We start from the raw sequence: 25,880 nt of genomic DNA, 5'->3' as shown, positions 1-25,880 counted from the left end.
TCGGTTAAATCGATCGGTTTCGCGTGTTCCAATAGCCTTGAGCTGTCGCAAACGCTTGTTCGCGGTCCCGCCCTAAGCCCCGCAATGCCAGGGCCATGGTGGCGATGACGGCCTTCTCGCCATAGCTGTCTTCAACCTCGCCACGCCAGAACGCCAGCAACTGTTCGGCCTGCAGGCTGGGCGGTTTGACATGTCGGCGCTCGCTCAGCGCTGGCCACTCTTCGTCCCACGCTTCGCCCGCCGTGGTGCCGTAGAGGTGGCTGATGACATCAGGGTTGACCTCGATCTCGCCACCGTCGCCCTTGATCACCACGGCATGATCGCCCAGCAGCCGGCTAGCCTCGCGGTGCACGGCCTGATAGCCGGGATGGAAGATGCTTTGCAGGCCACAGCGCGCACCCAGCGGGTTGAGCACCCGGGCCAGCGAGTGGATCGGTGAGCGCAGGCCCAAGGTGTTGCGCAGGTCGATCATGCGCTGCAATTGCGGCGCCCAATCGTGCAGCGGGAAGAACGCCAACTGATGCTGGTCCAGTGCGTTGCCGACTGCATCCCAATCGCGGCACAGCGGGATCTGCAACCGTTCGAGCAACTGTTCGCTGTACATGCGCCCGGCGGTGTGCGCGCCACCGCCGTGCATCAGGATGCGCACGCCATTGTTGGCCAGGCACTTGGCAGCCAACAGGTACCAGGGCAGGTGGCGCTTCTTGCCGGCGTAAGTGGGCCAGTCCAGGTCCACGGCGATGCGCGGTGCCTGCAGGTGGGAGCGCAGGGCCTCGGTGAAGCCGGCCAGTTCTTCGGCGCTTTCTTCCTTGTGCCGCAGCAGCATGAGGAAGGCGCCCAGCTGAGTGTCTTCGACCTTGCCTTCCAGCAGCAGGGTCATGGCAGCACGGGCTTCTTCGCGGGTCAGGCCGCGCGCACCGCGCTTGCCTTTGCCGAGAATGCGCACGAATTCGGCGAACGGGTGTTCGGCGGGAGTTTCCAGGGTGAGCGGACGAGGGTCGGTCATATGCAGTTGGTCGGCTTGGGCAGGCCCGCCAGCTTGGCGGCGAGTTTGGCGGGGGTGCCGTTGAACAGGCGGTTCAGGTGCGGGCTGTTGCCCTTGTCCGGGCCCAGTTTCAGCGCCGTGTACTTGATCAGCGGGCGCGTGGCCGGGGACAGCTGGAATTCCTGGTAGAACTGGCGCAACAGTTCGAGGATCTCCCAGTGGTCCGCCGTCAGCAGGATGCCTTCGCGTTCGGCCAAGGCCTCGGCAGCAGCGTGGGACCAGTCTTGCAGGTCGACCAGGAAGCCGTCCTTGTCCAGGGCGATCGCTTGATCGCCAACGGTGAGCGTACTCATAGCCAGCTATTGACCTTGTCGTAGTGAAGCGACAGTTCGACGAACCCGGCGTAGTCCACGGCTTTGGCCAGTTCGTTGTCGATGGCGCGGGCTTGCAGGTCTTCGTTCAGGGCGAACAGGCGTGTGGCTAGGCCGGCACCTTGCAGCTGGCGGTGCGGCTCGCTGCCGCAGCGCAGGGCATACACCGCATCGCCGCACAGTAGCAGCGCGTCGTCGGCTCCGAGCAGGCGCAGGCAGCTGGCCAGGCGCTCGTCGCCAAACGGGGAGTGGGCAATTACATGCAGGGTCGTCATCAAAGTGTTATCACCTGGTCGAAACGGGCGATCAGCGCGGACAAGGCCGCGTCATCGAGCACTTGCACCGGCAGTGCCAGGGTATCGGCTGCCAGGCCGCGGCGGGTGAGGCTGTGGCTGCAAGCGAACAGTTCCTCTACACCGAACATCGGCAGCGCTTGCAGGTTAGCGGCCAGGTTCTTCTGTTGCACCTCGGTGGGTTGCTGGCCGGGAGCGAGCTGGAACACGCCGTCGTCCAGAAACAGCATGCCCAGCGGCAGGTCGAATGCCCCGCCGGCCAGGGCGATGTCCAGTGCCTCACGGGCCGATGGGCCGTTCCACGGGGCCTGGCGGCTGATGATCAACATGGATTTAGCCATTTCAATCGCCTCCGAAGCAGACAAGGCGGTCAGCAACCTGCGCCGCTTCATGCAGTTGGCCAAGCCCCGACAGTTCCCAAGGTTTGGGCAGGTTCACGGCCGGGCGCTGGTAACGGTTGGCTTCGGCTTCATCGAGCACGCCACGGCGCAGGGCAGCGGCGATGCACACCACGGCGTCCAACTGGTGGGTCTCGATAAAGGTACGCCACTGGCCAGCCACGTCCAGTTCGTCCTGGGGGGCGACCACGTTGGCCGAGGCACTGTGCACCCCGTCCTGATAGAAGAACAGCCGGGCAATCTCATGCCCGCCGGCCAGCACTGCCTCGGCATAGCGCAAGGCACGCCGCGAGGAGGGCGCATGGGCCGGGGAGAACACCGCGATAGCGAATTTCATGGATAACTCATGCAAAGGAATGCTGCCATGATAAAGCAAAAAAGCCCGCGCCCGCTTGTGCAAGCGGCTCGGGCTTCTATTGATTCCCCAGGCCTGTGCGATCCCTTGCAGGAGCGGCCTTGTGTCGCGATGGGCTGCATGGCAGCCCCCCATGGCCCTAACAGGTAGACACCAGACTTACGCCTGTTCCTTGCTTTCCGGCAAGAACCAGTTCAGCACCAGGGCACAGATCCCCCCGGTGGCCACACCCGACTCCAGCACATTGCGAATCGCCGCCGGCATGTGCGCCAGGAACTCCGGCACCTGCGCCACACCCAGGCCCAGTGCCAACGACACGGCAATGATCAGCAGCGCGCGACGATCCAGCCGGGTGCTGGCCAGAATGTTGATGCCCGAAGCCGCAACTGCCCCGAACATCACCATGGCCGCGCCACCCAGCACCGGCTCTGGCACCGCCTGGATCACCCCGGCAACGCTGGGGAACAGCCCCAGCAGCACCAGCATCACGGCAATCCACATACCGATATGGCGGCTGGCAATCCCGGTCAGCTGAATTACCCCGTTGTTCTGGGCAAAGATCGAACTAGGGAAGGTGTTGAACAAGCCGGCCAGCAGCGAGTTGGCGCCGTTGACCAGTACACCGCCCTTGATCCGCTGCATCCATACCGGCCCTTCGACCGGCTGGCGCGACACCTTGCTGGTGGCGGTCACGTCACCAATGGCTTCCAGCGAAGTGACCAGGTAAATCACCAGCATCGGAATGAACAGCGCCCAGGAAAAGCCCAGGCCGAAGTGCAGCGGCGTCGGCACCTGGAACAGCGCGGCCTCGTGCATGCCGGTGAAGTCCAGGCGGCCCATGTAGCCGGCCAGCGCGTAGCCGACCGCCAGGGCGATGACGATGGCACAACTGCGAATCCACACCACGGGAATGCGGTTAAGGATCACGATAATCGCCAGCACCACGCCCGACAGCAGCAGGTTTTCGCCATTGGCGAAGGTGCCGTTGGCCATGGCACCAAAGCCGCCACCCATGCTTATCAGGCCTACCTTGATCAAGGTCAGGCCGATCATCAGCACGACGATGCCCGTCACCAGCGGGGTGATCAGGCGTTTGACGAAGGGCAGAATGCGCGACACCCCCATCTCGACGAACGAGCCCGCAATCACCACACCAAAAATGGCCGCCATCACCCCTTCAACGGGCGTGCCTTGCTTGACCATCAGCGCGCCGCCGGCAATCAGCGGGCCTACGAAATTGAAGCTGGTGCCCTGAACGATCAGCAGCCCGGCGCCAAATGGGCCGAAGCGTTTGCACTGGACGAAGGTGGCAATACCGGAGATCACCAGCGACATGGAAACGATCAGGTTGGTATCACGCGCCGAAACGCCCAGCGCCTGGCAGATCAGCAGGCCAGGGGTAACGATCGGCACAATGATCGCCAGCAGGTGCTGCAGGGCTGCCAGCAGGCCGATCAACAGCCGTGGCTTGTCCTCAAGGCCAAGCACCAGTTCATTGGCAGGCGCCGCTGCGCCTGGGCTGTGTTCGTGTGAGCTCATTGCTGAAAGCTGCCCCGGAAGAAAAAAGGAGCGCATTCTACGGGGTGACGGAAGATTACGGTAGAGAAAAGCACGATAGCGGCATGATCGGCGGGTATGCATCCAATAAGCTGACTTTTAAGTCAATTCACTGGGTGCAAAAAAGCCCGCCGAGGCGGGCTTTCTCTTACACCAGTCAATCAGTCATCACGACCCATGATGCCAAACAGCTGCAGCAGGCTGACGAACAGGTTGTAGATCGAAACATACAAGCTGATGGTCGCCATGATGTAGTTGCGCTCGCCACCATGAATGATCGCGCTGGTCTGGAACAGGATGCACACCGACGAGAACAGCACGAAACCAGCGCTGATCGCCAGCTGCAGGCCGCTGATCTGGAAGAAGAAGCTGGCCACGACAGCGCCCAGCAGAACAAAGAAGCCAGCAGTGATGAAGCCGCTGAGGAAGCTCATGTCCTTGCGGGTAATCAGCACATAGGCCGACAGGCCACCAAATACCAGCGCAGTCATGGCGAATGCCGAGCTGACCACTTCAGCGCCACCGGCCATGCCCAGGTAACGGTTGAGGATTGGGCCGAGAATGAAGCCCATGAAGCCGGTGAGGGCGAAGGTGGACACCAGGCCCCAGGCGGAATCACGCAGTTTATTGGTAAGGAAGAACAGCCCGTAGAAGCCGATCAGCACCACGAACACGTTCGGGTAGCCGACACGCATCTGCTGGGCAACGAAAGCCATGACACCGCTGAAGGCGAGGGTAAGCGCCAGCAGGCTGTACGTGTTGCGCAGGACCTTGCTGATCTCCTGCTGCTCGACCTGCTGGCCGTGGTGTACGGCGTAATCCTGTTCGCGCATGGCGACACTCCTTGGTAAACCTGTGGTTTCGAACGTTCAGATGCTAGGAGTCTATCAGAGCTCCTGCAACCCGCGACACTGAGAGTTTGACAGCGTGTTTCATTACGGTATGATGGCGGCCGCAAAACGAGCTGGAAGCGTGGCCGAGTGGTTTAAGGCAACGGTCTTGAAAACCGTCGATGGGCAACTATCCTAGAGTTCGAATCTCTACGCTTCCGCCATATTCAAAGCCCTGATTATTCAGGGCTTTTTGCGTTTTTGGGGCCTGTAAGAACGGGCCTGTGGAGTGGGGCGGTTCGACTTTGCGCCCAGAGATCTCTCGCACGCCGGCGCTGCGTAGGCTGTGCCCCTCACGATCTATGCCGTTCGCACCTGGAGGCCGAAATGAACAAGCTGATCCTGCCCGCCGCCATTTTCGTAAGCGTGATCATCGCCGGGAAGATAGCGGAGCACTTCGGCCTGGAAGGGGGTTGGAAAATAGGTGTGCTTTGCCTAGTGGCCGGTGTTGTTCAAATCGCAGTTACCCGTTTTCAACGTGCCCCGCGCAACAACGCCTAATTTTGAGCGCAGCGCACATGCGCAGCTCGGCATCATCCATCACCGCCTTGGCCAATGCGCAGCCCAAGGCCTAGCCTGCTGCGATTGCGGGCTGGGGTGGTGGGATAGTGGGTGTTGCTGGTGTCTTGGGGGCTGCAAGGCAGCCCCCCGGATTTCAGCGTTACATCAACAATTGCCGGGGCTGCTTCGCAGCCCTTTCGCGACACAAGGCCGCTCCTACACAGGTCTGCGTCGATCAAAACATCACTTGATCAGCGGCACACCACTCAGCTTCTGCAGCTCGTCAAAGTCGATGTCCGCGCAAATCTCGACCACTTTCAGGCCTTCAGGCGTTACTTCCAGCACGGCCAGGTCGGTGTAAATGCGGCTGACGCAACCAATACCGGTCAGCGGGTAGGTGCACGCGGGCACCAGCTTGCTTTCGCCGGTCTTGGTCAGGTGGTCCATCATCACGAACACCTGGCGGGCGCCGGTGGCCAGGTCCATCGCACCGCCCACGGCGGGGATCGAACCTTCGGCACCGGTGTGCCAGTTGGCCAGGTCGCCCTTGACCGACACCTGGAAGGCGCCCAGTACGGCGATGTCCAGGTGGCCGCCACGCATCATCGAGAACGAGTCGGCATGGTGGAAGAATGCACCGCCGGTCAGCAGGGTGACGTGCTGCTTGCCGGCGTTGATCAGGTCATCGTCTTCCTCGCCCGGCGCTGGGCTTGGGCCCATGCCCAGCAGGCCGTTCTCGCTGTGCAGGAAGACTTCCTTGTCGCCCAGGTAGTTGGCCACCAGGGTCGGTGCGCCAATGCCCAGGTTTACGTACGCGCCTTCTTGAATGTCTGCGGCCACGCGTTGGGCCATCTCGGTGCGGGAGAGCTTTTTGGTGATGGTCATGGCAGGCCTCAGACAGCTTTGGCAATCGAAGAAGCGGCAGCGCCGGTGACGGCGACCACGCGCTGGACGAAGATACCCGGAGTGATGATGTGTTCTGGGTCCAGTTCACCGAGTTCGACAACCTGGTCGACCTGGGCGATGGCAGTCTTGGCGGCCATGGCCATGATCGGCCCGAAGTTGCGCGCGGCTTTGCGGTAGGTCAGGTTGCCCCAACGGTCACCCTTGTGCGCCTTGATCAGTGCGAAGTCGGCGTGCAATGGCATTTCCAGCACGTACATGCGGCCGTCGATTTCACGGGTTTCCTTGCCTTCGGCCAGCAGGGTGCCGTAGCCGGTCGGCGAGAAGAACGCACCGATGCCCGAACCGGCTGCGCGGATACGCTCGGCCAGGTTGCCTTGCGGCACCACTTCCAATTCGATCTTGCCGGCCCGGTACAGTTCGTCGAACACGTAGGAGTCGGATTGGCGCGGAAACGAGCAGACCACCTTGCGCACGCTGCCTGCCATGAGCAAGGCGGCCAGGCCGATCTCGCCGTTGCCGGCGTTGTTGCTGATGATGGTCAGGTCGCGGGCACCGGTTGCGATCAGGCCATCGATCAGCTCGGACGGCATGCCGGCAGTGCCGAAGCCACCGACCATGATGGTCGAACCGTCGGTGATTCCTTCCACCGCGCTGGCGATGGACTCGTACGTTTTATTGATCAAGGCGAGCTCCTGGTTGTTCCTGGAGTTGTGGTTGTCGGGCTGGCCGGAGCGCGTGAAGCGATGGGGCCTGTCAGCGCTTGAAAGTGTTTGCTGACTTTCGGTATAGCGTGCCGCAAGATAGGGCAACAGTAGAGGGGGTTTGGCTGAATTTGTGCGATTATCGAACTATTGTGCGATGTGCGAGCAGCTGCAGTGGGCATCAGAACCCCATCAACCAAAGGAGAGCCCATGATCCGGCTGGCCGTAGCAACCGATGAGCCCGAGATCAGAAAGTGCGCCGAGCAGGCCTATGCTCGCTATGTGCCACTCATCGGACGCAAGCCAGCCCCGATGACCGCAAATTTCGCCAGGCAGATCGCGCAAGGGGTGGTCTACGTAGCGACGGATGACCAGGCGACCTTTCAAGGCTTCATTGTCTTCTATGCCGAAGAAGGGCATTTGCTGCTGGAAAACGTGGCGGTCCTGCCCCGTGCAGCCGGGCGTGGTGTAGGAAAGGCGCTGATCGGCTTCTGCGAAAATGCCGCCCGGCAATGGGGGATAAGCACCGTCCATCTCTACACCAACGAGATGATGACCGAGAACTTGTCGATTTACCCCAAGCTCGGCTACGTAGCGGTGGGGAAACGTACAGAGGACGGTTTCAAGCGGGTTTACTTCGAGAAAACCCTCATTCCCTGATACCCCGTTCATGCGCGCGTACAAAGCATGCCCCGCACGCAGGCAATGCGTCATGCACCCCAGGTTCAGGCATCATGTACCCAGCCCCATTCAGAAAGCTGAACCCGCCCAATGCCAGAATCCACCAACCCCAACCGAGCCATCTACGACCTGGACATGCTCCGCACCGTGGTCATGGTGGCCGACTGCGGCAGTTTCACTGCCGCCGCCGCACGCCTGCACTCCACCCAATCCACGGTCAGCCAGAAGGTGCGCCGGTTGGAGGAAATGGTCGGCCACCAGTTGCTCGACCGCAGCAACCGCGAGGTGCACCCGACCGATGCCGGGGAAACATTGCTGGGTTTCGCACGGCACCTGCTGGCAGTGAGCAGCCAGTTGACCGAAGCCATGTCAGGCGGGGTGACGGTTACCGTGCGTATCGGCCTGCCGGACGATTTTGTCGCGGGCAAGACGATGCAGGCGTTGGCAGCGTTCAATCGGCGTAACCCGACAGTGAAGCTGGAGATCACCGGTGGCCTGAGCCGGGATTTGATGAGCACCTACGACCGTGGCGAACTGGACCTGGTGCTGATCAAGCAGCGGCGGCATAGCCGGGAGGCCAATGCCTGCCAGCCGGAGTGCATCGAGTGGATCGACAGTGCGCAGTACCCGTGTTTTGCCCAGGATCCGATTCCGCTGGTGACCTTTCCGCCGCGGGGGCTGTACCGGGATGACATGATCGGTGCGGTCGAGGCGATGGGGCGCAGTTGGCGGATTGCCTTTACCAGTTCGAGCCTGGCAGGGATTCAGGAGGCGGTGGCCAATGGCCTGGGGGTGAGTCTGTTGCCTTCGCGCGTGGTGACGGCCAGGCATCGAGTTTTGGGGGCGCAAGAGGGGTTCAAGCCGATCAAAGTGTTTGAGGCGGCAATTTTCCATCGGCCTACGGCGGACCCGATGGTGATGGAGCTGGCTGAGATTCTGATTGGGATTTTGCGGGCTGAGGCAGAGTAAGCACGGGGCTGGAAACCAGCTGGGGCGATGAGGGCTGCCAGGCAGCCCATCACCGGCAAGCCAGCGCTGACCTCAACGGCGCAGCTCGTTGGCAAACTGCGTAGCCTTCAACCGCAATTGCGCGGGCCCGCCCCAGAATGCGCCGTGGCGCACGATCACGCGTTCATGGAGGGCTGCCGCCACCGCCGCCGCCGCATTCGGCGCCTTGAACAGCACGAAACTGGCCTCGTTGCCGACCTTCAAACCGTAGTCTTGTTTGCCCATCACTCCGGCGCTGGCCTCAGTGGCCATTTCCAACGCAACCCGCAATTCTTCGTCGGTGTTGAAGCCCGAGCGATAGCTGATCAGCATCGCCCGTTGCAGCATGTCGCCATTGCCATACGGCCACCAGGCATCCTGGATATTGTCGTTACCGGTGAACACCCGCACACCGCCTGCACGCAGGCGTAGCACAGGCGGGAAGGCGTGTTCGCCGGGTGCGTTGGTCATGATCGATACGCCGGCGCCGGCCAGCAGCTCGGCCGTGCGGTCGACCACCGCGTCGGATACATCGCCCAGGCCATAGGCGTGGCTGACTGCCACCAAGCCTTGCATGCCCAAGGCGGTGGTGCGCGCGGTGATGCGTTCAAGCTGGGCGATGCAGATGTCGCCGGGTTCATGCAGGTGGATATCGACCTTCACGCCGTGCCGGTCGGCAATGCCGAACACGATGTCCAGCTGCGCTTCGGCGTCGCCATCCAGGGTGGTTGGGTCGATACCGCCGACGACCTGCAAACCTTCGCGTATAGCCGCTTCCATCACGTCGGCAGTGCCGGGGCAGGTCACCACACCGGCCTGGGGGAAGGCCACAAGTTCGATGTCTATCAGGTCTTTCCAGGTGTCCCGGGCTTCGAGCATGGCGCGCAAGTTGGTCAGGCCGGTGGTGGCGTCCACGTCCACATGGCAGCGCATGGCCACGGTGCCGTAAGAGGCGGCCTGGCGCATCAGCGCGTCGGCGCGCTCGAGGATCGGTGGGGCGCTGGCAAGTTCGCGTTTTTCCACGGCCAGGCGCTCACGCAGGCTGGCGACGGGTTGGTGTGGGCGCCAGCGGTCGCCGACGAAGCTTTTGTCCAAGTGGATGTGGCCGTCGACGAAGCCGGGGAGCGCCAGCAGGCCTTCAAGGTCGATGGTCTCGCGGGCGGCTGTGCTGGCGCGTTGCGGGCCGATGTGGCTGATGCGGCCGTTGCTTACGGCGATGTGCAGGGGCAGGCCATCGGCGTCGATGGCATTGATGAACTCACGGTCGTTCATGAGCGGGCCTTTTTTACTGAGGCTTGGGTGACGTACCACGGTAGGGCGGATGCGGGTATGTCTCCAATTAATTATCAGGATCCTATGCAGTGCATTTCTGGATGCAGGCAGGGCGCGTCAGCCTGCATTAAAAAGCCCACTGAAGTCGATTTCGATAATTAACTTTCCAAGCCTTCGCTCTCGGCCCAGGATTGCCCACGGGACCCGCCCGCCGCCAGCTACGGCGCCTTTCAGGGCCGGTCGCCACACACAATAAAAACAAATGCCGTGTCGGAGTCCCCATGACCCATGATTCCAAGCTGCTGCGTGCCGCGCTGATTTTCATTGCCTGTACCTCCTTCATTGTTTGTGGTGTGCAACCCATCTTCATGGGGTTGGTCACCGAACAGCTCAGCCTGTCACTCGACCAGCAAGGTTGGGTGGTGTCGGTCGAGATGATTGGCATGACCCTGGGCACCTTGCTGTGCCCACTGTTGATGAAGCGCCACGGCGGGCGCGGCTTGTGTCTGTTCGTAGGTGGGCTGTGCGTGGCGCTTAGCATCGCCACGGCTTTTACCAGCAGCAACGCGATGTTGCTGGGCGTGCGCCTGGCGGCCGGCACCTGCGCGGGGCTGGTGTATGCCTATGCGGTGTCCACGTTGGGCCGCCTGCCCAATCAGGACCGTTCGTTCGGCCTGATGCTGTTACTGCAAACGCCGGAGTACTCGCTGTTTTCCGCAGCGCTGCCATTGCTTGCTGCGCAGAGTGGAACGGTAACCGCCTTGTGCGCGTTTGGCCTGTGGTACCTGTTGATCTGCGGCGCCAGCCTGGTGCTGCCGCGTCGCCCGGCAGTTTCGTTGGCAAATGACGAAGGTTCGCCCGCCCAGGGTGGTTCGGCGCGTACGGGACGCACTGCACTGGTGGGCATGCTGTTCATGCAGATCGCCATCTATTGCGTGTGGGGCTTCATCGACCAGCTCGCGCGAGACCAGGGTATCGAAGGTGTCGACATTGGCTGGGCATTCGGCCTGTCTGCCATTGGTGGCCTGCCTGGGGCAGGGCTGCCGAGTTTGCTGGGCGCGCGGGTAAACCGGCAGTTGATGATTGCCGTAGGCTTGGTGGCAGTGTTCATTTCCATTGCCATGCTCACCGGCCATACCCGCACACCGATGCAGTTGTTCGTGGCGCTGTTACTGATCAACTTTGGCTGGGTGCTGTCGTTGTCGTACTACATGGCGCTGATTACCACCAACGACCCGACCGGCAAGCTTACGCCGCTGGTCAGCATTACCTTGATGGGCGCGGCGGCCGTGACGCCTGCGCTGATTGCCTTGTTGGTGGAAGGGTCCAATCAACAACTGATCTTCTTGCTGGGGACGGGGGCGTTGGTGATTGCTTTTGCGGTTACCTGCCTGGGGGCCGGGGTTAGAGGTGTGCGTAGAAAGGCTGTTTACTGAGCGTTCGCGGTTGAGGCTGCGCCGCAGCCCCAAGGTGCATGACGATTGGCGCAAGATCATGCATCCGAGAACAAGTCGAACATCAATTGTCGAAGCCAGCGGTTGGCCGGGTCCTTGTTGTACCGCCCATGCCAGAACAGGTTGATTTCGATGTTCGGCAATGCCACCGGGGGTGGCATAACGCTCAACCCGAACGGTGCCTCGCAACTGGCGGCAAACCGCTCTGGCACCGTTGCCAACAAATCACTGTGCTGCAGGATGTGCCCCACCGCCACGAAGTGCGGCACTTCCAGGCGAATGTTGCGCACCACCCCAGCCCGCGCGTAATACGTGTCGACCTCGCCATGCCCGGTATTGGCCGCCACTACATTCACATGCTCGAAGCTCATGAAGCTCTCCACGGTCAGGGGCTGCTGCGTAGCGGGGTGCCCTTTACGGCACAGGCACACATAGCGATGGTGAAACAGCCGCCGTTGAAAGAACCCCGCCTGCAGATGCGGTAACAGGCCAACCGCCAGCTCAATAGTGCCGTTCTGCAGCCCTTCGGCCAGGGTGTCAGCCGAGTTGCGCAATGTGCTGATGGTGCAGCCGGGCGCCAGTGCGGCAAACGCGTCCATCAGCTTGGGCATGAAGTAGATCTCGCCAATGTCGGTCATAGCCATGGTGAAGCGGCGATTGCTGGTGGCCGGGTCGAAAGTGTCCTGCCGGCTGAATGCGTCGCGTAGCGTTTGGATGGCTGTGGTAATCGGCTCCGCCAACTGCAGGGCGTAAGGAGTGGGCTCCATGCCCTGGTAGGTGCGCACGAACAACTCGTCCTGCAGCACAGTGCGCAGGCGCTTCAGGGCATTGCTCATCGCCGGTTGGGTCAGGCTCAGGTTTTCGGCGGCGGTCGAAACTTTGCGGTCGATCAGTAGCTGGTTGAAAACCAGAAGCAGGTTCAGGTCTAGATCGCGTAAATCCATGATACCTCTCAGGTATTGGTCGAGACGCGATGGGTATTGTTTTCAGGGTTTATCTGCGTCCGAATGCAACGCTACCGGAAACGAGACTCAATGGGTATGCATAAACAGTATTCATACCCGAAATAGCCACTATTCGAGTGGCTGCATATCAGCCGTGTCGCGCCTTGGTCATGATGGATCGCGCTAGCCAATTTGGGGGCATGCCCCATCCATAACAACTACAAGAGCGATGCCATGCGAAATATCAATGCAGCGGCCCTGCTGGAACGGGCCCGGTTCAATGCCTTTCACGCGCGTTTACTGTTCTGGTGCGCGCTGATCATCATCTTCGACGGCTATGACTTGGTCATCTATGGCGTGGTACTGCCATCGCTGATGGCCGAATGGGGCCTGAGCGCGGTACAGGCGGGGGCACTGGGCAGTTGCGCGCTGGTCGGGATGATGGCGGGGGCGCTGTTCTTCGGTTCGCTGTCGGACCGGATCGGGCGGCGCAAAACCATCATGACCTGTGTCTTGCTGTTCAGTGGCGTCACGGCCTTGAATGGGCTGGCCACTTCACCCGAAACCTTCGCGCTGTGCCGCTTTGTTGCCGGGCTGGGGATCGGCGGTGTCATGCCCAATGTGGTTGCGCTGATGAACGAGTACGCACCCGGCAAGATGCGCAGCACCTTGGTGGCGATCATGTTCAGTGGCTATTCGCTGGGCGGCATGCTGTCGGCTGGGCTGGGCATGCTGTTCATTCCCCAGTGGGGCTGGCAGGCGGTGTTCTATGTGGCTGTGATACCGCTGTTGCTGCTGCCGTTGCTGATCCATCAATTGCCCGAGTCCATGGACTTTCTGTTGCGCAGCGGTCAGGCCGAACGCGCCAAGGTTTTGCTGGCCCAGGCCACATCAGACTATTTGCCGGAGCACGATGACCAACTCAGCTTGGTCGCTACGCGGGCTGGGAAAGTGTCGATTCGGGAGATTTTCAGTGAAGGGCGGGTGGTAAACACGCTGACGTTGTGGGCGGCATTCTTCTGTTGCCTGTTGATGGTTTATGCATTGAGTTCGTGGCTGCCAAAGTTGATGAGCAGTGCGGGCTATGGGCTGAACTCAAGCCTGGCATTTTTACTGGTGCTCAACTCGGGTGCGATCGTTGGGGCGATTGCGGGTGGCTGGCTGGGTGACCGTGTGGGTATCGCCAACGTGTTGCTGTGCTTCTTCGCCTGCGGTGCGCTGTCGCTCAGCCTGCTTGCGCTAAAGGCGCCCGTGGCGGTGCTGTACCTGCTCATCGCCGTGGCTGGCGCTTCTACCATTGGCACGCAGATTTTGGCCAATGCCTGCGCGGTGCAGTACTACCCGCCACACATCCGTTCCACCGGACTTGGGTGGGCAATGGGTATAGGGCGGCTGGGGGCAATCGTCGGGCCGGTACTGGGCGGGGTGCTGCACAGCGCGAACCTGCCTTATCAAAGCAGTTTCCTGGCGTTTGCCATACCGGGCGCCATTGGCGCCGTCGCCATTCTGCTGTTTATCCGGCGTCAGGTTGTGGCAACGCGAAGCCGGGACGTTCAGCGAGTTACCGGCTGAGGAATATTCAGGTAGGTGATGGCGTTTATGGGTTTGGCGATATTTATCAATGGTCTGCCAGCAGTAATGATCGGCTCACTCCAATAACAATCAGCCCCGAGGTACCTTGCAATGCAACAGGCTACTGCACTTGAAGTTTCCATTGTTGGCGGTGGTATCGCAGGTGTCGCACTTGCGCTCGATCTTTGCCGCCATGCGCACTTGAACGTCCAACTGTTCGAATCGGCTGCGGCCTTTGGTGAAGTAGGCGCAGGCGTCTCTTTTGGTGCCAATGCGGTGCGTGCCATTGCCGGATTGGGCATTGCCGAGCCCTATGCCAGGATCGCCGACAGCACGCCGGCACCTTGGCAAGATGTGTGGTTCGAATGGCGTGATGGGCGTGACGCGCAATACCTGGGCAGCAGTGTGGCAGAAGGGGTTGGGCAGTCGTCGGTACACCGGGCTGATTTTCTCGATGCGCTGGCCAGCCAGTTACCGCCGGGCATCGCCCAGTTCGGCAAGCGTGCGCAGCAGGTCGAGCAGGTGGGGGAGCGTGTGCGGGTGTGCTTTACCGATGGCACGGAGCATCACTGCGACGTGTTGATTGGTGCCGACGGCATCAAGTCATCCATCCGTGACCACGTGCTCGACGGCCTGGGTGTTGCGCGGGTGGCGCCGCGTTTCAGTGGCACATGCGCCTACCGTGGGCTGATCGACAGCGCGCAGTTACGTGAAGCCTGTTGGGCGCGCGGCGTGGGTGAGCATCTGGTCGATGTGCCGCAGATGTACCTGGGGCTCGACGGCCATATCCTGACCTTCCCGGTCAAACAGGGGCGGTTGATCAATGTGGTGGCGTTCGTGTCGGACCGCAGCCAGCCGAATCCAGCCTGGCCAAGCGATGCGCCTTGGGTGCGTCAGGCAAGCCAGGCCGAAATGCTCAAAGCGTTCGAGGGCTGGGGTGATGCGGTGCAGGTACTGCTGGAGTGCATCGCCACACCTTCCCTGTGGGCACTGCATGATCTTGCTGAACTGCCGGGGTATACCCATGGTCGAGTGGGGCTGATTGGTGATGCTGCTCACGCCATGCTGCCGCATCAGGGCGCGGGGGCCGGCCAGGGGTTGGAGGATGCCTGGTTGCTGGCACGGTTGCTGGCCGACCCGAATGTGCTCGGCAGCCCTGTGCAGACAGTGCTCGAGGCGTATGACGCGGTACGGCGACCGCGTGCTTGCCGGGTGCAGCGCACCTCATGGGAAGCGGGTGAGCTGTATGAGTTCCGTGACCCTGCCGTGCTGGACGATTCGCAGTTGCTCGGCAAGGTGCTGGGCGAGCGGTTCGATTGGTTGTGGAACCATGATCTGCAGGATGACCTGAAACGCGCCCGTCAATTGTTGGGGTTGCAGGTGCAGGCTGCCTGAATGGCAGGGGGCCGTGGTGCCAGGCGTTACAACGCATTTCGCGCCTTGCCCCGGTATACCCGCAGCACATCCGCCATCACCGCCAGCGCAATCTCCGCTGGCGACTTGCTGCCCAGGTCCAGCCCGATAGGCATGTGCAGCCGTTCGATCTGTTCGTTCGTCAAGCCGCCAATCCGCTGCAACCGCTCGGCGCGGCGGGCTGATGTGGCTGCCGAGCCCATGGCGCCGATGTAGAACGCCGGCGTATGCACCGCCTCCATCAAGGCCAGGTCATCGATTTTCGGATCGTGAGTCAACGCCACCACGGCCGTAGCGGCATGGCAACCACCCGCCGCGATGAACAGCGAAGGCAGTACCCGGTGCATCTGTACGCCTTCTATCTCGACACTCGCCATCTCCTCGCGCGGGTCGCAGGCAATGACCTCGCAGCCCAGCGTGCGAGCGATATCGGCACAGGCCTCGGCGACCGGCGACAGCCCGGCCAGCACCAGCCGCAAAGCGGGGCCGATACCGATGTGCACGGCGTCGTCGTCCATGCGCACGGCAACGCTATTGTCACCATGTAGGCTGACACTACCCGCCGGCAGACAGACCTTGCGCGTCACCCGTTGCTGGCCCAGCAGCGCCCCGCGAAGGGCCTGCAGATGCTCCAGCCACGCGCCATCCGCCTGCCGCCGCTCTACCAGCACCACCAGCACGCCGCCGCAGGGCAGGCGCAAGCGCCGGCTCTGCTCGTGCCCGTCGCCATAGCGCATTACCTGTGCCGGCTGGGTGAATGCACCGTGCGCCAGGCTGGCGAGGAACTCCTCTTCCACGCAGCCGCCGGACAAAGAACCGACCCACTCATGCGCGCTGCGGCAGGCCAGCATCGCGCCGGGCGAGCGGGGGGCCGAGCCATAGGTGGACAGCACCGTGCACAGCCACACCGTATCGCCGGCACGGGCCCATTGCAGGGCTTTGTCGATCACCTGCAGGTCGAGATGCTGCATGTTCCGCTACCTCGCTCGTATCGTGTCAGCCCAGCCGAAAAAGCCGCGCAATGGCCCAACGTCTGTGGCAGTGTTGGGTATCTGGCCAGCCCCACAGGGACCGACATGCAAACTCGCAAAACCGGTGTTCGCGCCCAGCAGGCCGACCGCACCCGGGACAACATTCTCAAGGCTGCCGTGAAGGTCTTCAGCAAGGAAGGCTTCACCGGTGGGCGCATCGAGCAGATCTCCACGCTGGCCAAGTCCAACGACCGGATGATCTATTACTACTTCGGCAGCAAGGAAAAGCTGTTCATCAGCGTGCTGGAGCACATCTACGCCAGCTTCAACCAGGCCGAAGCCAAGCTGCGCCTGGACCTCGCCGACCCGGAACAAGCCCTGCGCGAGCTGGTGGCGTTCATTTGGGACTACTACGTGCGCCACCCCGAGTTCGTCACCATCCTTGCCACCGAAAACCTTCACCAGGGCCAGCACGCGCGCAAGTCGCAAAACCTCAGGGCGCTGTCCGGCGAGGCGGTCGGCGTGCTGCGGCCGATCATCGAGGCCGGCCAGGCCAAGGGCCTGTTCCGGGACGACATCGACATCACCCACGCCTACCTGATGATTGCCTCGCTGTGCTACTTCTATAACTCCAACCGCCATACTCTCAGCTCGTTCCTGGCCGTGGACCTGGCCGACAAGCAGGCCAAGGCCGACTGGCTTGCCTTTATCAGCGACCTTGCCTTGCGTGGCCTGCGCCGCTGAACCTCAGTGGCTGCCGGGGTTGGCGCGTATTTGCGCGGCCTTGGCCGCCAGCCCTTGCCAGGCGGGCTTGTCGGCGGCAAAACGCTGGCGCAGGTAGGCCGCCAGGTCGGCTACCTGACGGTCCGACAGGCTGTCCTTGAAGCCGGGCATGTAGCCCAGGTCGGGGGTTGCCGGGGTCGCAATGCCGTGCAGCACCACGCGCAGCAGGTTGTCCGGCAGGTCGCTGTGGACGTTGCTGTTGACCGCCATCGACGGGCTGACACCAAACAGTTTTGGCCCCAACCCATCGCTGTGGCAGGCCATGCATGCGCCTTTGAAAACCCGCTCGCCGTTGCTCAACGACACTTGCGTGTCCGCCTGAGGCGCGGCCTTGGCCACCTGTGCCTGTGGCTCACCATCGAGTGAGCTGAGGTAATGGGCAATGGCCCGCACATCGCTTTTGGGCAGGGTGGCCAGTTCGCTGACCACCGGCCCCATGGGGCCGGCCGCCACGCCGTGCTTTTCCGAAAAGCCGGTGCTCAGGTAGCTGAACAGTTCATCTTCGCTCCACGGCGTCGCTGACTTGCCCAGGGCGTTCAGGGCCGGGGCTTCCCAGCCATCGACCATGCCGCCGGCGAGGTAGCTGCTGCCGGCTTTTTCGGCACCCATCAGGTTGCGCGGCGAGTGGCAGGCCGTGCAGTGCCCCAAGCCGTCGACCAGGTAGGCACCACGGTTCCACTGTTCGCTGCGTTGCGGGTCGGGCTGGTATTCACCGCGTTGCAGAAACAGCGCGTTCCAGCCGGCCATCAGTGGCCGCTGGTTGAACGGGAAGCGCATCTGGTTGGCCGGCGCTGCCTGGCGTACCGGCGTTTGCGACATCAGGTAGGCGTACAGCGCTTGCATGTCGGCGTCGTTGATGTTGCGAAACGAGGTGTAGGGAAAGGCCGGGTACAGGTGCCGGCCATCGCGGCTGATACCCTCGCGCATGGCCCGCTCGAAGGCGGCGAATGACCAGCGGCCGATGCCGGTTTCCGGGTCGGGGGTGATGTTGGTGCTGTACAGCGTACCGAAGGGCGTGTCCATTGCCAGCCCACCGGTATTCACCTTGCCGCCGCTGACCGTATGGCACACGGCGCAGTCGCCGGCCGCTGCCACCTGGCGCCCGCGTTCGAGCATCGCGGCGCTCCAGCTGCCGGCGCCAGGCGGGGTTACCGGGGCGATTTCGGCACGCCAGGGCAGGGCGGTGGCAAGCATGCCCAAGGCGGCACCGAACACCCCGGCGAGCGAGCCGAACCACCATTTGGAGCGTTTGGTCGTCGGCTGCGCTGGCGCGGGCGCATCAGGCCCCTGGCCTTCACCGCCGAGGGCGGCACGCACCCGTTCGGCCGTGATCGGCAGTTCGCGAAAACGAATGCCGGTGGCGTCGAAAATGGCATTGGCGATGGCCGCCGCGCTGGGTACCGAGGCCGACTCGCCACTGCCCATTGGCGGCTCGTGCTGGCGGGGTAGCATCATCACGTCGATAGCTGGCAACTCGGGGAAGGTCAGGATCGGGTAGCCACCCCATTCCTTGCTTGCCACCGTCGACTCCTCGAAGCTGACCTGCTCCTTGAGCACCCGGCTGGTGGACTGGATGACGTTGCCGTGGATCTGGTGACGCACGCCCTCGGGGTTGACCATCATCCCGGCATCGTGACCGATCACTACACGGGTGACGGCGACTTCACCGGTGCGCCGGTCTACCGCGACATCCGCCACCCATGCCGCCCAGGCTGCGCCGAAGCCGGGGAACTTGCTGTGGATGTAGCGGGCATAGGCAAAACCTCTGCCGCGCAGTACGTCACCGTCGGCCTGCGCCTGCCTGGGCTGGGTATGTGGCTGCCATTGAGCACGTTCGGCGGTGGCCTTGACCAGGTCGATGGCGCGCGGATCGGACAAGTGCTTGAGGCGGTATTCGACCGGGTCGACGGCTGCGGCGAAGGCCAACTCGTCGATGTACGATTCGTGGGCGAAGCTGTTGGGCATGGCCGACACTCCGCGCATCCACGAAGCGCGCACCAGTGGCGTCATGTCGTTGATGGTGACGCGCATGTGTTCGTAGTCATAAGGCGGGATCGAGGTGCGGTCGCCCATTTCGAACAGTGCCGGCACCGGCTCCACGGCGCCGGTCAGCAACAGGGCCAGGGTAGGTGCGCCATTGGACGGGTAGCTGGTCTGGAAGTCGTAGGCGGCCACGCTGCCGTCGGCGTTAAGGCCGCCGTCGATCTCCATCAGTTGCGCGGTGCCCTTGGGCTCCCAAACGTGTTCCTGTTCACGGGTCAGCTGCACTCGCACTGGGCGCTGCACCGCACGCGACAGCAGCACCGCATCGGCACACACGTCATCGGCGCAATTGCGGCCATAGCAGCCGGCGGCCTCCATGCGGATGATCTCGATGCGCGCTTCGTCGCACGCCAGCAACCAGGCCAGGTCGGCGCGCAGCAGGTGCGGGTTTTGCGTGCCGGACCACACGCGGATCGGCCCCTCGGTGAAGTCGGCCAGCGCGCACGACGGGCCGATCGAGGCATGCAACTGGTAGGGCCACAGGTAGCTGCGGCTCAGGCGCTGGCTGGCGTTGGCGAGGCCACCGTCCACATCGCCCTGGTCCAGCACCGTGCGCTGCACGCGTGGGTTATCGCGGATGGCCTGGGCGATATCGCTTAGGTCAGGCAGCTTGCCTGTGAATGGCTTCCAGCTGATTTTCAGCTCATGGGCTGCACGGATCGCTTGCTCTTCGCGCTCGGCCACCACGCCGACGAAATCGCGGATGACCACCACGGCCACCACGCCAGGTATGTGGGCGATGGAGGACTCATCCACCGCCAGCAGGCTGTTGCCGACGAAGTCGCCGCTGTCGTGGCCGGCGTAGGGCGGGCGGATCACCCGGCCGTGAAGCATGCCGGGCAGCCGCATGTCGTGCACATAGGTCAGCTCGCCGGTGGCCTTGCCGGGGATATCTACCCGTGCCGCGCTGCGCCCGACCAGGCGGTAGTCCTCGATGGCTTTGAGCGGGGCATCGTCGGCAATAAACAATTGATGATTTTCACCCTGCACCAGTTCGGCAAAGCTCAGCGTGCCGCCGTTGCTGCCGATAACTACGCCGTCTTCAATGCGCAGCGCTTCGGGCGCGCAGCCAAACCGTTGCGCGGCCTGTTGCAGCAGATGGCGCCGCGCCGTCGCGGCGGCCTTGCGCAGGGGCACGGCGGAAATCTGCAGGGTGGCGCTGGCGATGGTCGCGCCCTGGTTCGGTGCCCGCTCGGTGTCGCCCAGCACCATGTGCACCTGGTCCATACGCAGGTCAAGCTCTTCGGCGACGATCTGCGCCAGCGAGGTGCGGATGCCGGTGCCCAGGTCGACGTGGCCGTTGAAGGCGTAGACCATGCCGTCGTCGCTGACGGCGATGAACAACGCCAGCTCGCGCTCCTTGACCACAGGTGTCACGCCCTTGGCCACGGGGCCCGAGGGCGGGGTGATGTGGTCGACGATCAGCAGTACGCCGGTCTTGGCCAGCAACTGGTCGCGGCTGGGCACCTGTTGAGAGTGGTTCATGCTTTTCTCCGGGTCTCGGCGGCGCGGCGCACGGCGCGCAGGATTTCGACGTGGGTACCGCAGCGGCACAGGTTGCCGGACAGCTCGTTGCGAATCTGTTCGTCGGTGGGGTCGGGAATGCGGTCGAGCAGGGCCTTGGCGGTCATGATCATGCCGTTCATGCAGTAGCCACACTGGGCCGCCTGTTCGTCGATGAACGCCTGTTGCACGGGGTGTGGCGCAGCCTTGTTGCCCAGCCCTTCGAGGGTGGTGATGTCGCGGCCTGCAGCGCCGGCCAGGGGGATGACGCACGAGCGTGCGGCCACGCCGTCGATGATCACCGTGCACGCCCCGCATTCGCCCAGGCCGCAGCCGTACTTGGGGCCATTCAGGCACAGGTCGTTGCGCAGGATCAGCAGCAGCGGGGTGTCGGGCATGGCGCTGACGTCGACCGGCTGGCCGTTGATCCGCAGGGAGATGGTTGTTTGCATTGTTGGCTCATCTCTGGAGGTTGCTTGCGCTACCAAAGGACTCAAATGGTGCGTGAGTTTCGGTAAGTACTCACTACATGAAATGAGTGAGCAAGAAGCAGGCCAGGGATGAATTCAGAGGGAGGGTGCAGCCTTGTTTCGGGGTGCAGGGAGGCCTGTGCAAGCGGCCTTGTGTCGCGAAAGGCCGCTTGCACAACCGGTCAGCCCGCGCTGTCGTCGCTGTCGATCATCTTGCGCAGCAGGTACAAAATGGCCACGCGCTCACCGGCATTGAGGCTGCCCATGCTCAGTTCGCTGATCTGCCGGGCGCAGGGGATCATTGCATCGAGCAATGCCGCACCGCTGGCGGTGAGTTCGACGATGACCTTGCGCCGGTCGCCCGGGTCGGGCGAAAGCTGCACCAGTTCGCGTGCCTTGAGGCGCTCGACGATGCCGCGGATGGTGGCCTGGTCCACAGCGGTGGCTTTGATCAACTCGGCCTGGGAGCTGGGGCCGTGGTCGCGCAGGGCGCACAGGGTGACGAACTGAATCGAGGTAAGCTGCGGGTCGCAGGCCTGCTGCTGGAAAATCGCCGTGTGCCGCTGATAGGCCTTGCGCAGCAGGTGGCCGACCTGTTCAGTGACGTCGTAGGGGGTGGTGTCGAGCGGGGCGCTGCTGGGTGTGGTTTTGTTCGGCATAGGATGGCTTGGGCTGGTGGAAAGGTGCTGGCCGGCCGCCAATAGCGGAGCGCCCGGCCAGTATAACCCCTATCGCGCGCGCGACTCCTCTGGTGCGACTACATCGCCCGCCAACACCACGGCCTTGTCATCCAGGTAGATGTCGCAGTTGCGCAGTGGGATGTCCAGGTGGCACGGGGTCTTGCGTTTGCCGCCGACCTCGGTGTTGGGGCCGGTGGAGAACAGGAAGTTGCCGTAGAACGCACGGGCATCCATGCACATGCCGTCGTTGCGGTCGTGCAGGCCCATGGCTGTCCACTGCGCGCGCGGCTGCAGGCCCCAGCCGATGTGCGAGATGCCGTACACCTCGGGGTCATTGAAGTACTTCATGTAGTCGCGCAGGTACTCGGCCTCGAAACCGCCATGGATGCCGGTGATGAAGCCTTTTTCGATCTCCAGGGTAATGCGCTCGCGGCAGTAGTTCTTGAACGGCAGGATGATGTCGCCCACGTCCAGCACCAGCGTGCCCTCGGCGCTGTCCTCGTTCGGCCAGGTGAACAAAAAGCCGCTGGGCCAGTGGTCCCAGCGCCCCGGCTCGTCGGCATAACCGTACTCGGTCACGGCCGGGTACTGGCCAAGCGGGGCGTGGAAATCGCTGCCGGCCTTGGACCGTACATGCAGGCTGCGCGCCTGTTTCAGCAGGGTTTCGGCGGCCAGTACCCGACGTTTGTCGTCTTCGCTCGGCAGCATGCGCGCCAGCACTTCTGGCGGCTCCACGGCCAGCAGGATGCGCGTGCCGGTCTTGAGGATCTGCTCCTGCTCAGGCGAGTGCAGCAGCATCATGGTGTCGACCACCAGGTCAGCTGCCTCCAGCGCCCGCTGCGCCGCCAGGTTGCCGGTGAGCGCGGTGTCGCCGCAGTAGGCGGTCATGTCGTTGCCCATGGCGGTCGGGTGGTTGAACGCCGGCAGCTCTACCGCATACACCTTGGCCTTCAGGCGCTGCGCGGCCTCCATTGCGGCGTTGACCGTGCGCGGGTCGGAGTAGTGGCTCTTGAGTATGGCCACGCTTTGCGTCTCGTCCACGCGGGACAGCTTCAGTACGTGCTCGAACATCTGGGTCAGTTGTGCATTGCTCACCGGCATCGGGGTTCTCCTGGTGGCGTTGACGGGGATGCACCGGGGCGGTGCCTGGCGCTTCATCTCGGTGCAAAGTAATAGTGTGTACACCCTACTTTTGCAGATGAAAGCGCATCCCGCCGGCAAGCGCAAGTGCTCTCTAAAACGTTACCTATTCACACATTGGCTCAACGTTTGCGGTAACAATCTGCCATTTATCGTTTCGGTCAGGTGTTTGAAAAATATTTTCAAGAACCTCTTTCCAAAAATCATTTACAGCGTATACGCTCTAAATCGTCAGGCGGTCGAACCGCTGGCCACACATCAGAACAAGAGGAGAGATACCCATGCGGGGTAGGCAGAAAATCGCAATCGTCGGTGCAGGTCTGGGTGGGGCAGCCGCCGCCACGTTGCTGCAGCAGGCCGGGTTCGATGTCGAGGTGTTCGAGCAGGCGCCAGAGTTCACCCGCCTGGGGGCGGGCATTCATATCGGCCCTAACGTGATGAAGATCTTCCGCCGCATGGGGCTGGAGCAGAAACTGGAACTGATGGGCTCGCACCCGGACTTCTGGTTCAGCCGCGATGGCCACAGCGGCGATTACCTGTCGCGCATCCCGTTGGGCGAGTTTGCTCGCCGCGAGTACGGCGCCGCCTACATCACCATCCACCGTGGCGACTTGCACGCGTTGCAGATCGAGGCGATCAAGCCGGGCACCGTGCACTTTGGCAAGCGCCTGGAAAAGATCGTCGACGAAGGCGACCAGGTCCGCCTGGACTTCGCCGACGGCACCCACACCGTGGCCGACATCGTCATCGGTGCCGACGGCATCCACTCGAAGATCCGTGAAGAGCTGCTGGGTGCCGAAGCGCCGAACTACAGCGGCTGGGTGGCGCACCGCGCGCTGATCCGCGGGGTGAACCTGGCGCAGCATGCCGATGTGTTCGAGCCTTGCGTCAAATGGTGGTCCGAGGACCGCCACATGATGGTCTACTACACCACCGGCAAGCGCGACGAGTACTACTTCGTCACTGGTGTGCCGCACGAAGCCTGGGACTTCCAGGGCGCGTTCGTCGACAGCAGCCAGGAAGAAATGCGCGCCGCCTTCGAAGGCTACCACCCCACCGTACAGAAACTGATCGACGCCACCGAATCGATCACCAAGTGGCCGCTGCGCAACCGCAACCCGTTGCCTTTATGGAGCCGTGGGCGCCTGGTGCTGCTGGGCGACGCCTGCCACCCGATGAAGCCGCACATGGCCCAGGGCGCGTGCATGGCCATCGAGGACGCGGCCATGTTGACCCGCTGCCTGCAGGAGACGGGGCTGTCCGACCACCGCACCGCGTTCGCGTTGTACGAGGCCAACCGCAAGGAACGGGCATCGCAGGTGCAGTCGGTTTCGAACGCCAACACCTGGCTCTACACCCAGGAAGACCCGGCTTGGGTCTATGGCTACGACCTGTACGGGCAGCAGCTGAAAAGCGGGGAGGCGGCATGAGCACCTTCGTCGCCGGCGGCAACGTCAGCGCCAATGGCATCCGCCAGCATTACCTGCGCTATGGCGGCAAGGGCCATGCGCTGATCCTGGTGCCGGGCATTACCAGCCCGGCGATCACCTGGGGCTTCGTCGCCGAGCGCCTTGGGCAGCACTTCGACACCTATGTGCTGGATGTGCGTGGGCGCGGCTTGTCTTCAAGCGGCCCGGAACTGGATTACGGCACTGACGCTTGTGCCGCCGACATCCCGGCCTTTGCCGCAGCGCTGGGCCTGGACAGCTACCACCTGGTCGGGCACTCGATGGGCGCGCGCTTCGCCATTCGCGCGGCAGCCCGAGGCGCACCGGGGCTGCAGCGGCTGGTACTGGTCGACCCACCGGTGTCCGGGCCGGGCCGCCGCGCCTACCCGAGCAAGCTGCCGTGGTATGTCGATTCGATCCGCCAGGCCACGGTTGGCATGAGCGGCGATGACATGCGTGCCTTCTGCGCTACCTGGAGCGACGAGCAACTGGCGCTGCGTGCCGAATGGCTGCACACCTGCTACGAGCCGGCGATCGTGCGCGCCTTCGACGATTTCCATGAGGTGGACATCCACCAGGACCTGCCCACCGTGCGCCAGCCGGCGCTGCTGATGGTGGCCGGGCGCGGCGGGGTGATCGAGCCACGCGACATTGCCGAAATCCGCGAGCTCAAGCCGGATACCCAGGTGGTAACGGTAGACAACGCTGGCCACATGATCCCTTGGGATGACCTTGAAGGTTTTTTTGCCGCCTTTGGCGATTTCCTCGACCAACCCCTTGTCTGACGGAGCACGAGACATGACCAAGCTATACCGCATCGGCCAGATCGTGCCGAGCTCGAACACCACCATGGAAACCGAAATCCCGGCGATGCTCCACGCGCGCCAGGCGATCCGCCCCGAACGCTTCACCTTCCATTCCAGCCGCATGCGCATGAAGCAGGTGAAGAAGGAGGAGCTGGCCGCCATGGACGCCGAGTCCGACCGCTGCGCCGTCGAGCTGTCCGACGCCAAGGTCGATGTGCTGGGCTACGCCTGCCTGGTGGCGATCATGGCCATGGGCCTGGGCTATCACCGCCAATCGGAAAAGCGCCTGCAGCAGGCCACTGCCGATAACGACGCACTGGCACCGGTCATCACCAGTGCCGGGGCGTTGGTCGAAGCCTTGCATGTGATGAAGGCCAAGCGCATCGCCATCGTCGCACCGTACATGAAGCCGCTGACCGAGCTGGTGGTGAACTACATCCGCGAGGAAGGCTTCGAGGTGCAGGACTGGCGCGCGCTGGAAATCCCCGACAACCTCGCCGTGGCCCGCCACGACCCGGCCAACCTGCCGGGCATCGTCGCCGGCATGGACCTTGAGGGCGTCGATGTGGTGGTGTTGTCGGCCTGCGTGCAGATGCAATCGCTGCCGGCGGTGGCCAAGGTCGAGGCGCAAACCGGCAAGCCGGTGGTCACTGCCGCCATCGCCACCACTTACGCCATGCTCAAGGCGCTCGACCTGGAACCGGTCGTGCCGGGTGCCGGTGCCCTGCTGTCGGGTGCCTACTGAAATCGGAGACG

Annotated in this window: 26 protein-coding genes and 1 tRNA gene; 11 read left to right on the top strand and 16 right to left on the bottom strand. The window is 62.9% G+C overall.

Translation table 11 applies throughout. The annotated features are described in order from the left end of the window. Nucleotides 1-4: 4 nt before the first annotated feature. From DM807_RS22775 to DM807_RS22745, 7 genes are all read right to left on the bottom strand, one after another. On the bottom strand, nt 5-1,006 hold the full coding sequence (locus DM807_RS22775; RefSeq protein WP_012273206.1) for a glycosyl transferase family protein: 1,002 nt from the start codon (nt 1,004-1,006) through the stop codon (nt 5-7). Then, nucleotides 1,003-1,338 carry a TusE/DsrC/DsvC family sulfur relay protein gene (locus tag DM807_RS22770; RefSeq protein WP_012273205.1) on the bottom strand — a complete coding sequence of 112 codons (336 nt, stop codon included), beginning with the start codon at nt 1,336-1,338 and terminating at the stop codon, nt 1,003-1,005. The genes DM807_RS22775 and DM807_RS22770 overlap by 4 nt, the downstream gene beginning before the upstream one ends. After that, nucleotides 1,335-1,631: a sulfurtransferase complex subunit TusB gene (gene tusB / locus DM807_RS22765; RefSeq protein WP_012273204.1), complete on the bottom strand. Its 297-nt coding sequence runs from the start codon at nt 1,629-1,631 to the stop codon at nt 1,335-1,337. The genes DM807_RS22770 and tusB overlap by 4 nt, the downstream gene beginning before the upstream one ends. Beyond that, a complete protein-coding gene (gene tusC / locus DM807_RS22760) occupies nt 1,631-1,990 on the bottom strand; it encodes a sulfurtransferase complex subunit TusC (RefSeq protein WP_012273203.1) in 360 nt (119 codons plus the stop codon). The genes tusB and tusC overlap by 1 nt, the downstream gene beginning before the upstream one ends. Before the next feature lies 1 nt (nt 1,991). Then, a complete protein-coding gene (gene tusD, locus DM807_RS22755; protein ID WP_012273202.1) occupies nt 1,992-2,384 on the bottom strand; it encodes a sulfurtransferase complex subunit TusD in 393 nt (130 codons plus the stop codon). A gap of 177 nt (nt 2,385-2,561) precedes the next feature. After that, nucleotides 2,562-3,941 carry a nucleobase:cation symporter-2 family protein gene (locus DM807_RS22750; protein WP_179027951.1) on the bottom strand — a complete coding sequence of 460 codons (1,380 nt, stop codon included), beginning with the start codon at nt 3,939-3,941 and terminating at the stop codon, nt 2,562-2,564. A gap of 179 nt (nt 3,942-4,120) precedes the next feature. Next, nucleotides 4,121-4,792: a Bax inhibitor-1/YccA family protein gene (locus DM807_RS22745; protein WP_003251184.1), complete on the bottom strand. Its 672-nt coding sequence runs from the start codon at nt 4,790-4,792 to the stop codon at nt 4,121-4,123. 133 nt (nt 4,793-4,925) lie between these two features. Between DM807_RS22745 and DM807_RS22740 the strand changes: the two genes are divergently transcribed. Further along, nucleotides 4,926-5,013, top strand: a tRNA-Ser gene (locus DM807_RS22740). A 163-nt stretch (nt 5,014-5,176) separates the two neighbouring features. Then, the gene (locus DM807_RS22735; protein ID WP_012273200.1) at nt 5,177-5,350 is read left to right on the top strand and encodes a hypothetical protein; all 174 of its coding nucleotides are present in this window, start codon (nt 5,177-5,179) and stop codon (nt 5,348-5,350) included. A gap of 243 nt (nt 5,351-5,593) precedes the next feature. Here the strand turns inward: DM807_RS22735 and DM807_RS22730 are convergent, their stop codons facing one another. Together DM807_RS22730 and DM807_RS22725 are read right to left on the bottom strand one after the other, a co-directional pair. Beyond that, nucleotides 5,594-6,235: a 3-oxoacid CoA-transferase subunit B gene (locus DM807_RS22730; protein WP_012273199.1), complete on the bottom strand. Its 642-nt coding sequence runs from the start codon at nt 6,233-6,235 to the stop codon at nt 5,594-5,596. An 8-nt stretch (nt 6,236-6,243) separates the two neighbouring features. Further along, the gene (locus DM807_RS22725) at nt 6,244-6,939 is read right to left on the bottom strand and encodes a 3-oxoacid CoA-transferase subunit A (protein ID WP_010954768.1); all 696 of its coding nucleotides are present in this window, start codon (nt 6,937-6,939) and stop codon (nt 6,244-6,246) included. A 228-nt stretch (nt 6,940-7,167) separates the two neighbouring features. Between DM807_RS22725 and DM807_RS22720 the strand changes: the two genes are divergently transcribed. Both DM807_RS22720 and DM807_RS22715 read left to right on the top strand, forming a co-directional pair. Next, nucleotides 7,168-7,617, top strand: coding sequence for a GNAT family N-acetyltransferase (locus DM807_RS22720; protein WP_179027950.1), 450 nt, complete (start codon nt 7,168-7,170; stop codon nt 7,615-7,617). A 111-nt stretch (nt 7,618-7,728) separates the two neighbouring features. Then, nucleotides 7,729-8,607: a LysR substrate-binding domain-containing protein gene (locus DM807_RS22715; protein ID WP_012273197.1), complete on the top strand. Its 879-nt coding sequence runs from the start codon at nt 7,729-7,731 to the stop codon at nt 8,605-8,607. A 72-nt stretch (nt 8,608-8,679) separates the two neighbouring features. Here DM807_RS22715 and DM807_RS22710 read toward each other — a convergent pair whose 3' ends face one another. Next, complete coding sequence (locus DM807_RS22710; protein ID WP_179027949.1) at nt 8,680-9,897, bottom strand: amidohydrolase family protein; 1,218 nt, start codon at nt 9,895-9,897, stop codon at nt 8,680-8,682. Between the two features lie 281 nt (nt 9,898-10,178). Here DM807_RS22710 and DM807_RS22705 point away from each other — a divergent pair, with 281 nt between their 5' ends. Continuing rightward, nucleotides 10,179-11,333, top strand: coding sequence for an MFS transporter (locus tag DM807_RS22705; protein ID WP_060492756.1), 1,155 nt, complete (start codon nt 10,179-10,181; stop codon nt 11,331-11,333). Nucleotides 11,334-11,389: 56 nt separating this feature from the next. On the opposite strand, the gene DM807_RS22700 is transcribed toward DM807_RS22705, so the two are convergent. After that, on the bottom strand, nt 11,390-12,295 hold the full coding sequence (locus tag DM807_RS22700; protein WP_012273194.1) for a LysR family transcriptional regulator: 906 nt from the start codon (nt 12,293-12,295) through the stop codon (nt 11,390-11,392). Nucleotides 12,296-12,529: 234 nt separating this feature from the next. Here DM807_RS22700 and DM807_RS22695 point away from each other — a divergent pair, with 234 nt between their 5' ends. Both DM807_RS22695 and salA read left to right on the top strand, forming a co-directional pair. Beyond that, nucleotides 12,530-13,867, top strand: a complete 1,338-nt coding sequence (locus tag DM807_RS22695) for an MFS transporter (protein ID WP_179027948.1) — start codon at nt 12,530-12,532, stop codon at nt 13,865-13,867. Between the two features lie 111 nt (nt 13,868-13,978). Then, on the top strand, nt 13,979-15,262 hold the full coding sequence (salA, locus tag DM807_RS22690; RefSeq protein ID WP_179027947.1) for a salicylate 1-monooxygenase: 1,284 nt from the start codon (nt 13,979-13,981) through the stop codon (nt 15,260-15,262). A gap of 26 nt (nt 15,263-15,288) precedes the next feature. Here the strand turns inward: salA and DM807_RS22685 are convergent, their stop codons facing one another. Next, nucleotides 15,289-16,251, bottom strand: a complete 963-nt coding sequence (locus DM807_RS22685; RefSeq protein WP_179027946.1) for an XdhC family protein — start codon at nt 16,249-16,251, stop codon at nt 15,289-15,291. Between the two features lie 105 nt (nt 16,252-16,356). On the opposite strand from DM807_RS22685, the gene DM807_RS22680 reads away from it, so the two are divergent. Beyond that, entirely contained in the window at nt 16,357-16,995 is a 639-nt protein-coding gene (locus DM807_RS22680) for a TetR/AcrR family transcriptional regulator (protein WP_012273190.1), read from the top strand. A 3-nt stretch (nt 16,996-16,998) separates the two neighbouring features. On the opposite strand, the gene DM807_RS22675 is transcribed toward DM807_RS22680, so the two are convergent. The 4 genes from DM807_RS22675 to DM807_RS22660 all read right to left on the bottom strand — a co-directional run bounded on the left by DM807_RS22675 (nt 16,999) and on the right by DM807_RS22660 (nt 22,831). Then, on the bottom strand, nt 16,999-20,562 hold the full coding sequence (locus tag DM807_RS22675) for a molybdopterin cofactor-binding domain-containing protein (RefSeq protein WP_179027945.1): 3,564 nt from the start codon (nt 20,560-20,562) through the stop codon (nt 16,999-17,001). Continuing rightward, nucleotides 20,559-21,032 (bottom strand): (2Fe-2S)-binding protein, encoded by a 474-nt coding sequence (locus tag DM807_RS22670; RefSeq protein ID WP_012273188.1) that lies wholly within the window; start codon nt 21,030-21,032, stop codon nt 20,559-20,561. Before DM807_RS22670 ends, DM807_RS22675 begins: the two co-directional genes overlap by 4 nt. A gap of 200 nt (nt 21,033-21,232) precedes the next feature. Next, nucleotides 21,233-21,709, bottom strand: a complete 477-nt coding sequence (locus DM807_RS22665) for a MarR family winged helix-turn-helix transcriptional regulator (protein ID WP_012273187.1) — start codon at nt 21,707-21,709, stop codon at nt 21,233-21,235. A 69-nt stretch (nt 21,710-21,778) separates the two neighbouring features. Beyond that, complete coding sequence (locus tag DM807_RS22660; RefSeq protein ID WP_179027944.1) at nt 21,779-22,831, bottom strand: 2,5-dihydroxypyridine 5,6-dioxygenase; 1,053 nt, start codon at nt 22,829-22,831, stop codon at nt 21,779-21,781. A 320-nt stretch (nt 22,832-23,151) separates the two neighbouring features. Here DM807_RS22660 and nicC point away from each other — a divergent pair, with 320 nt between their 5' ends. From nicC to DM807_RS22645, 3 genes are read left to right on the top strand one after another with little or no spacing between them, the layout of a single operon-like run. Beyond that, entirely contained in the window at nt 23,152-24,300 is a 1,149-nt protein-coding gene (gene nicC, locus DM807_RS22655) for a 6-hydroxynicotinate 3-monooxygenase (protein ID WP_069942331.1), read from the top strand. Further along, on the top strand, nt 24,297-25,103 hold the full coding sequence (nicD, locus tag DM807_RS22650; RefSeq protein ID WP_012273184.1) for an N-formylmaleamate deformylase: 807 nt from the start codon (nt 24,297-24,299) through the stop codon (nt 25,101-25,103). The genes nicC and nicD overlap by 4 nt, the downstream gene beginning before the upstream one ends. A gap of 13 nt (nt 25,104-25,116) precedes the next feature. Further along, nucleotides 25,117-25,869, top strand: a complete 753-nt coding sequence (locus DM807_RS22645) for a maleate cis-trans isomerase family protein (RefSeq protein WP_012273183.1) — start codon at nt 25,117-25,119, stop codon at nt 25,867-25,869. Nucleotides 25,870-25,880: the final 11 nt, after the last annotated feature.

It is taken from the genome of Pseudomonas hunanensis, from assembly GCF_013393325.1.
Classification (GTDB): Bacteria; Pseudomonadota; Gammaproteobacteria; order Pseudomonadales; family Pseudomonadaceae; genus Aquipseudomonas; species Aquipseudomonas putida_P.
This window is presented reverse-complemented; position numbering and strand designations above follow the sequence as displayed.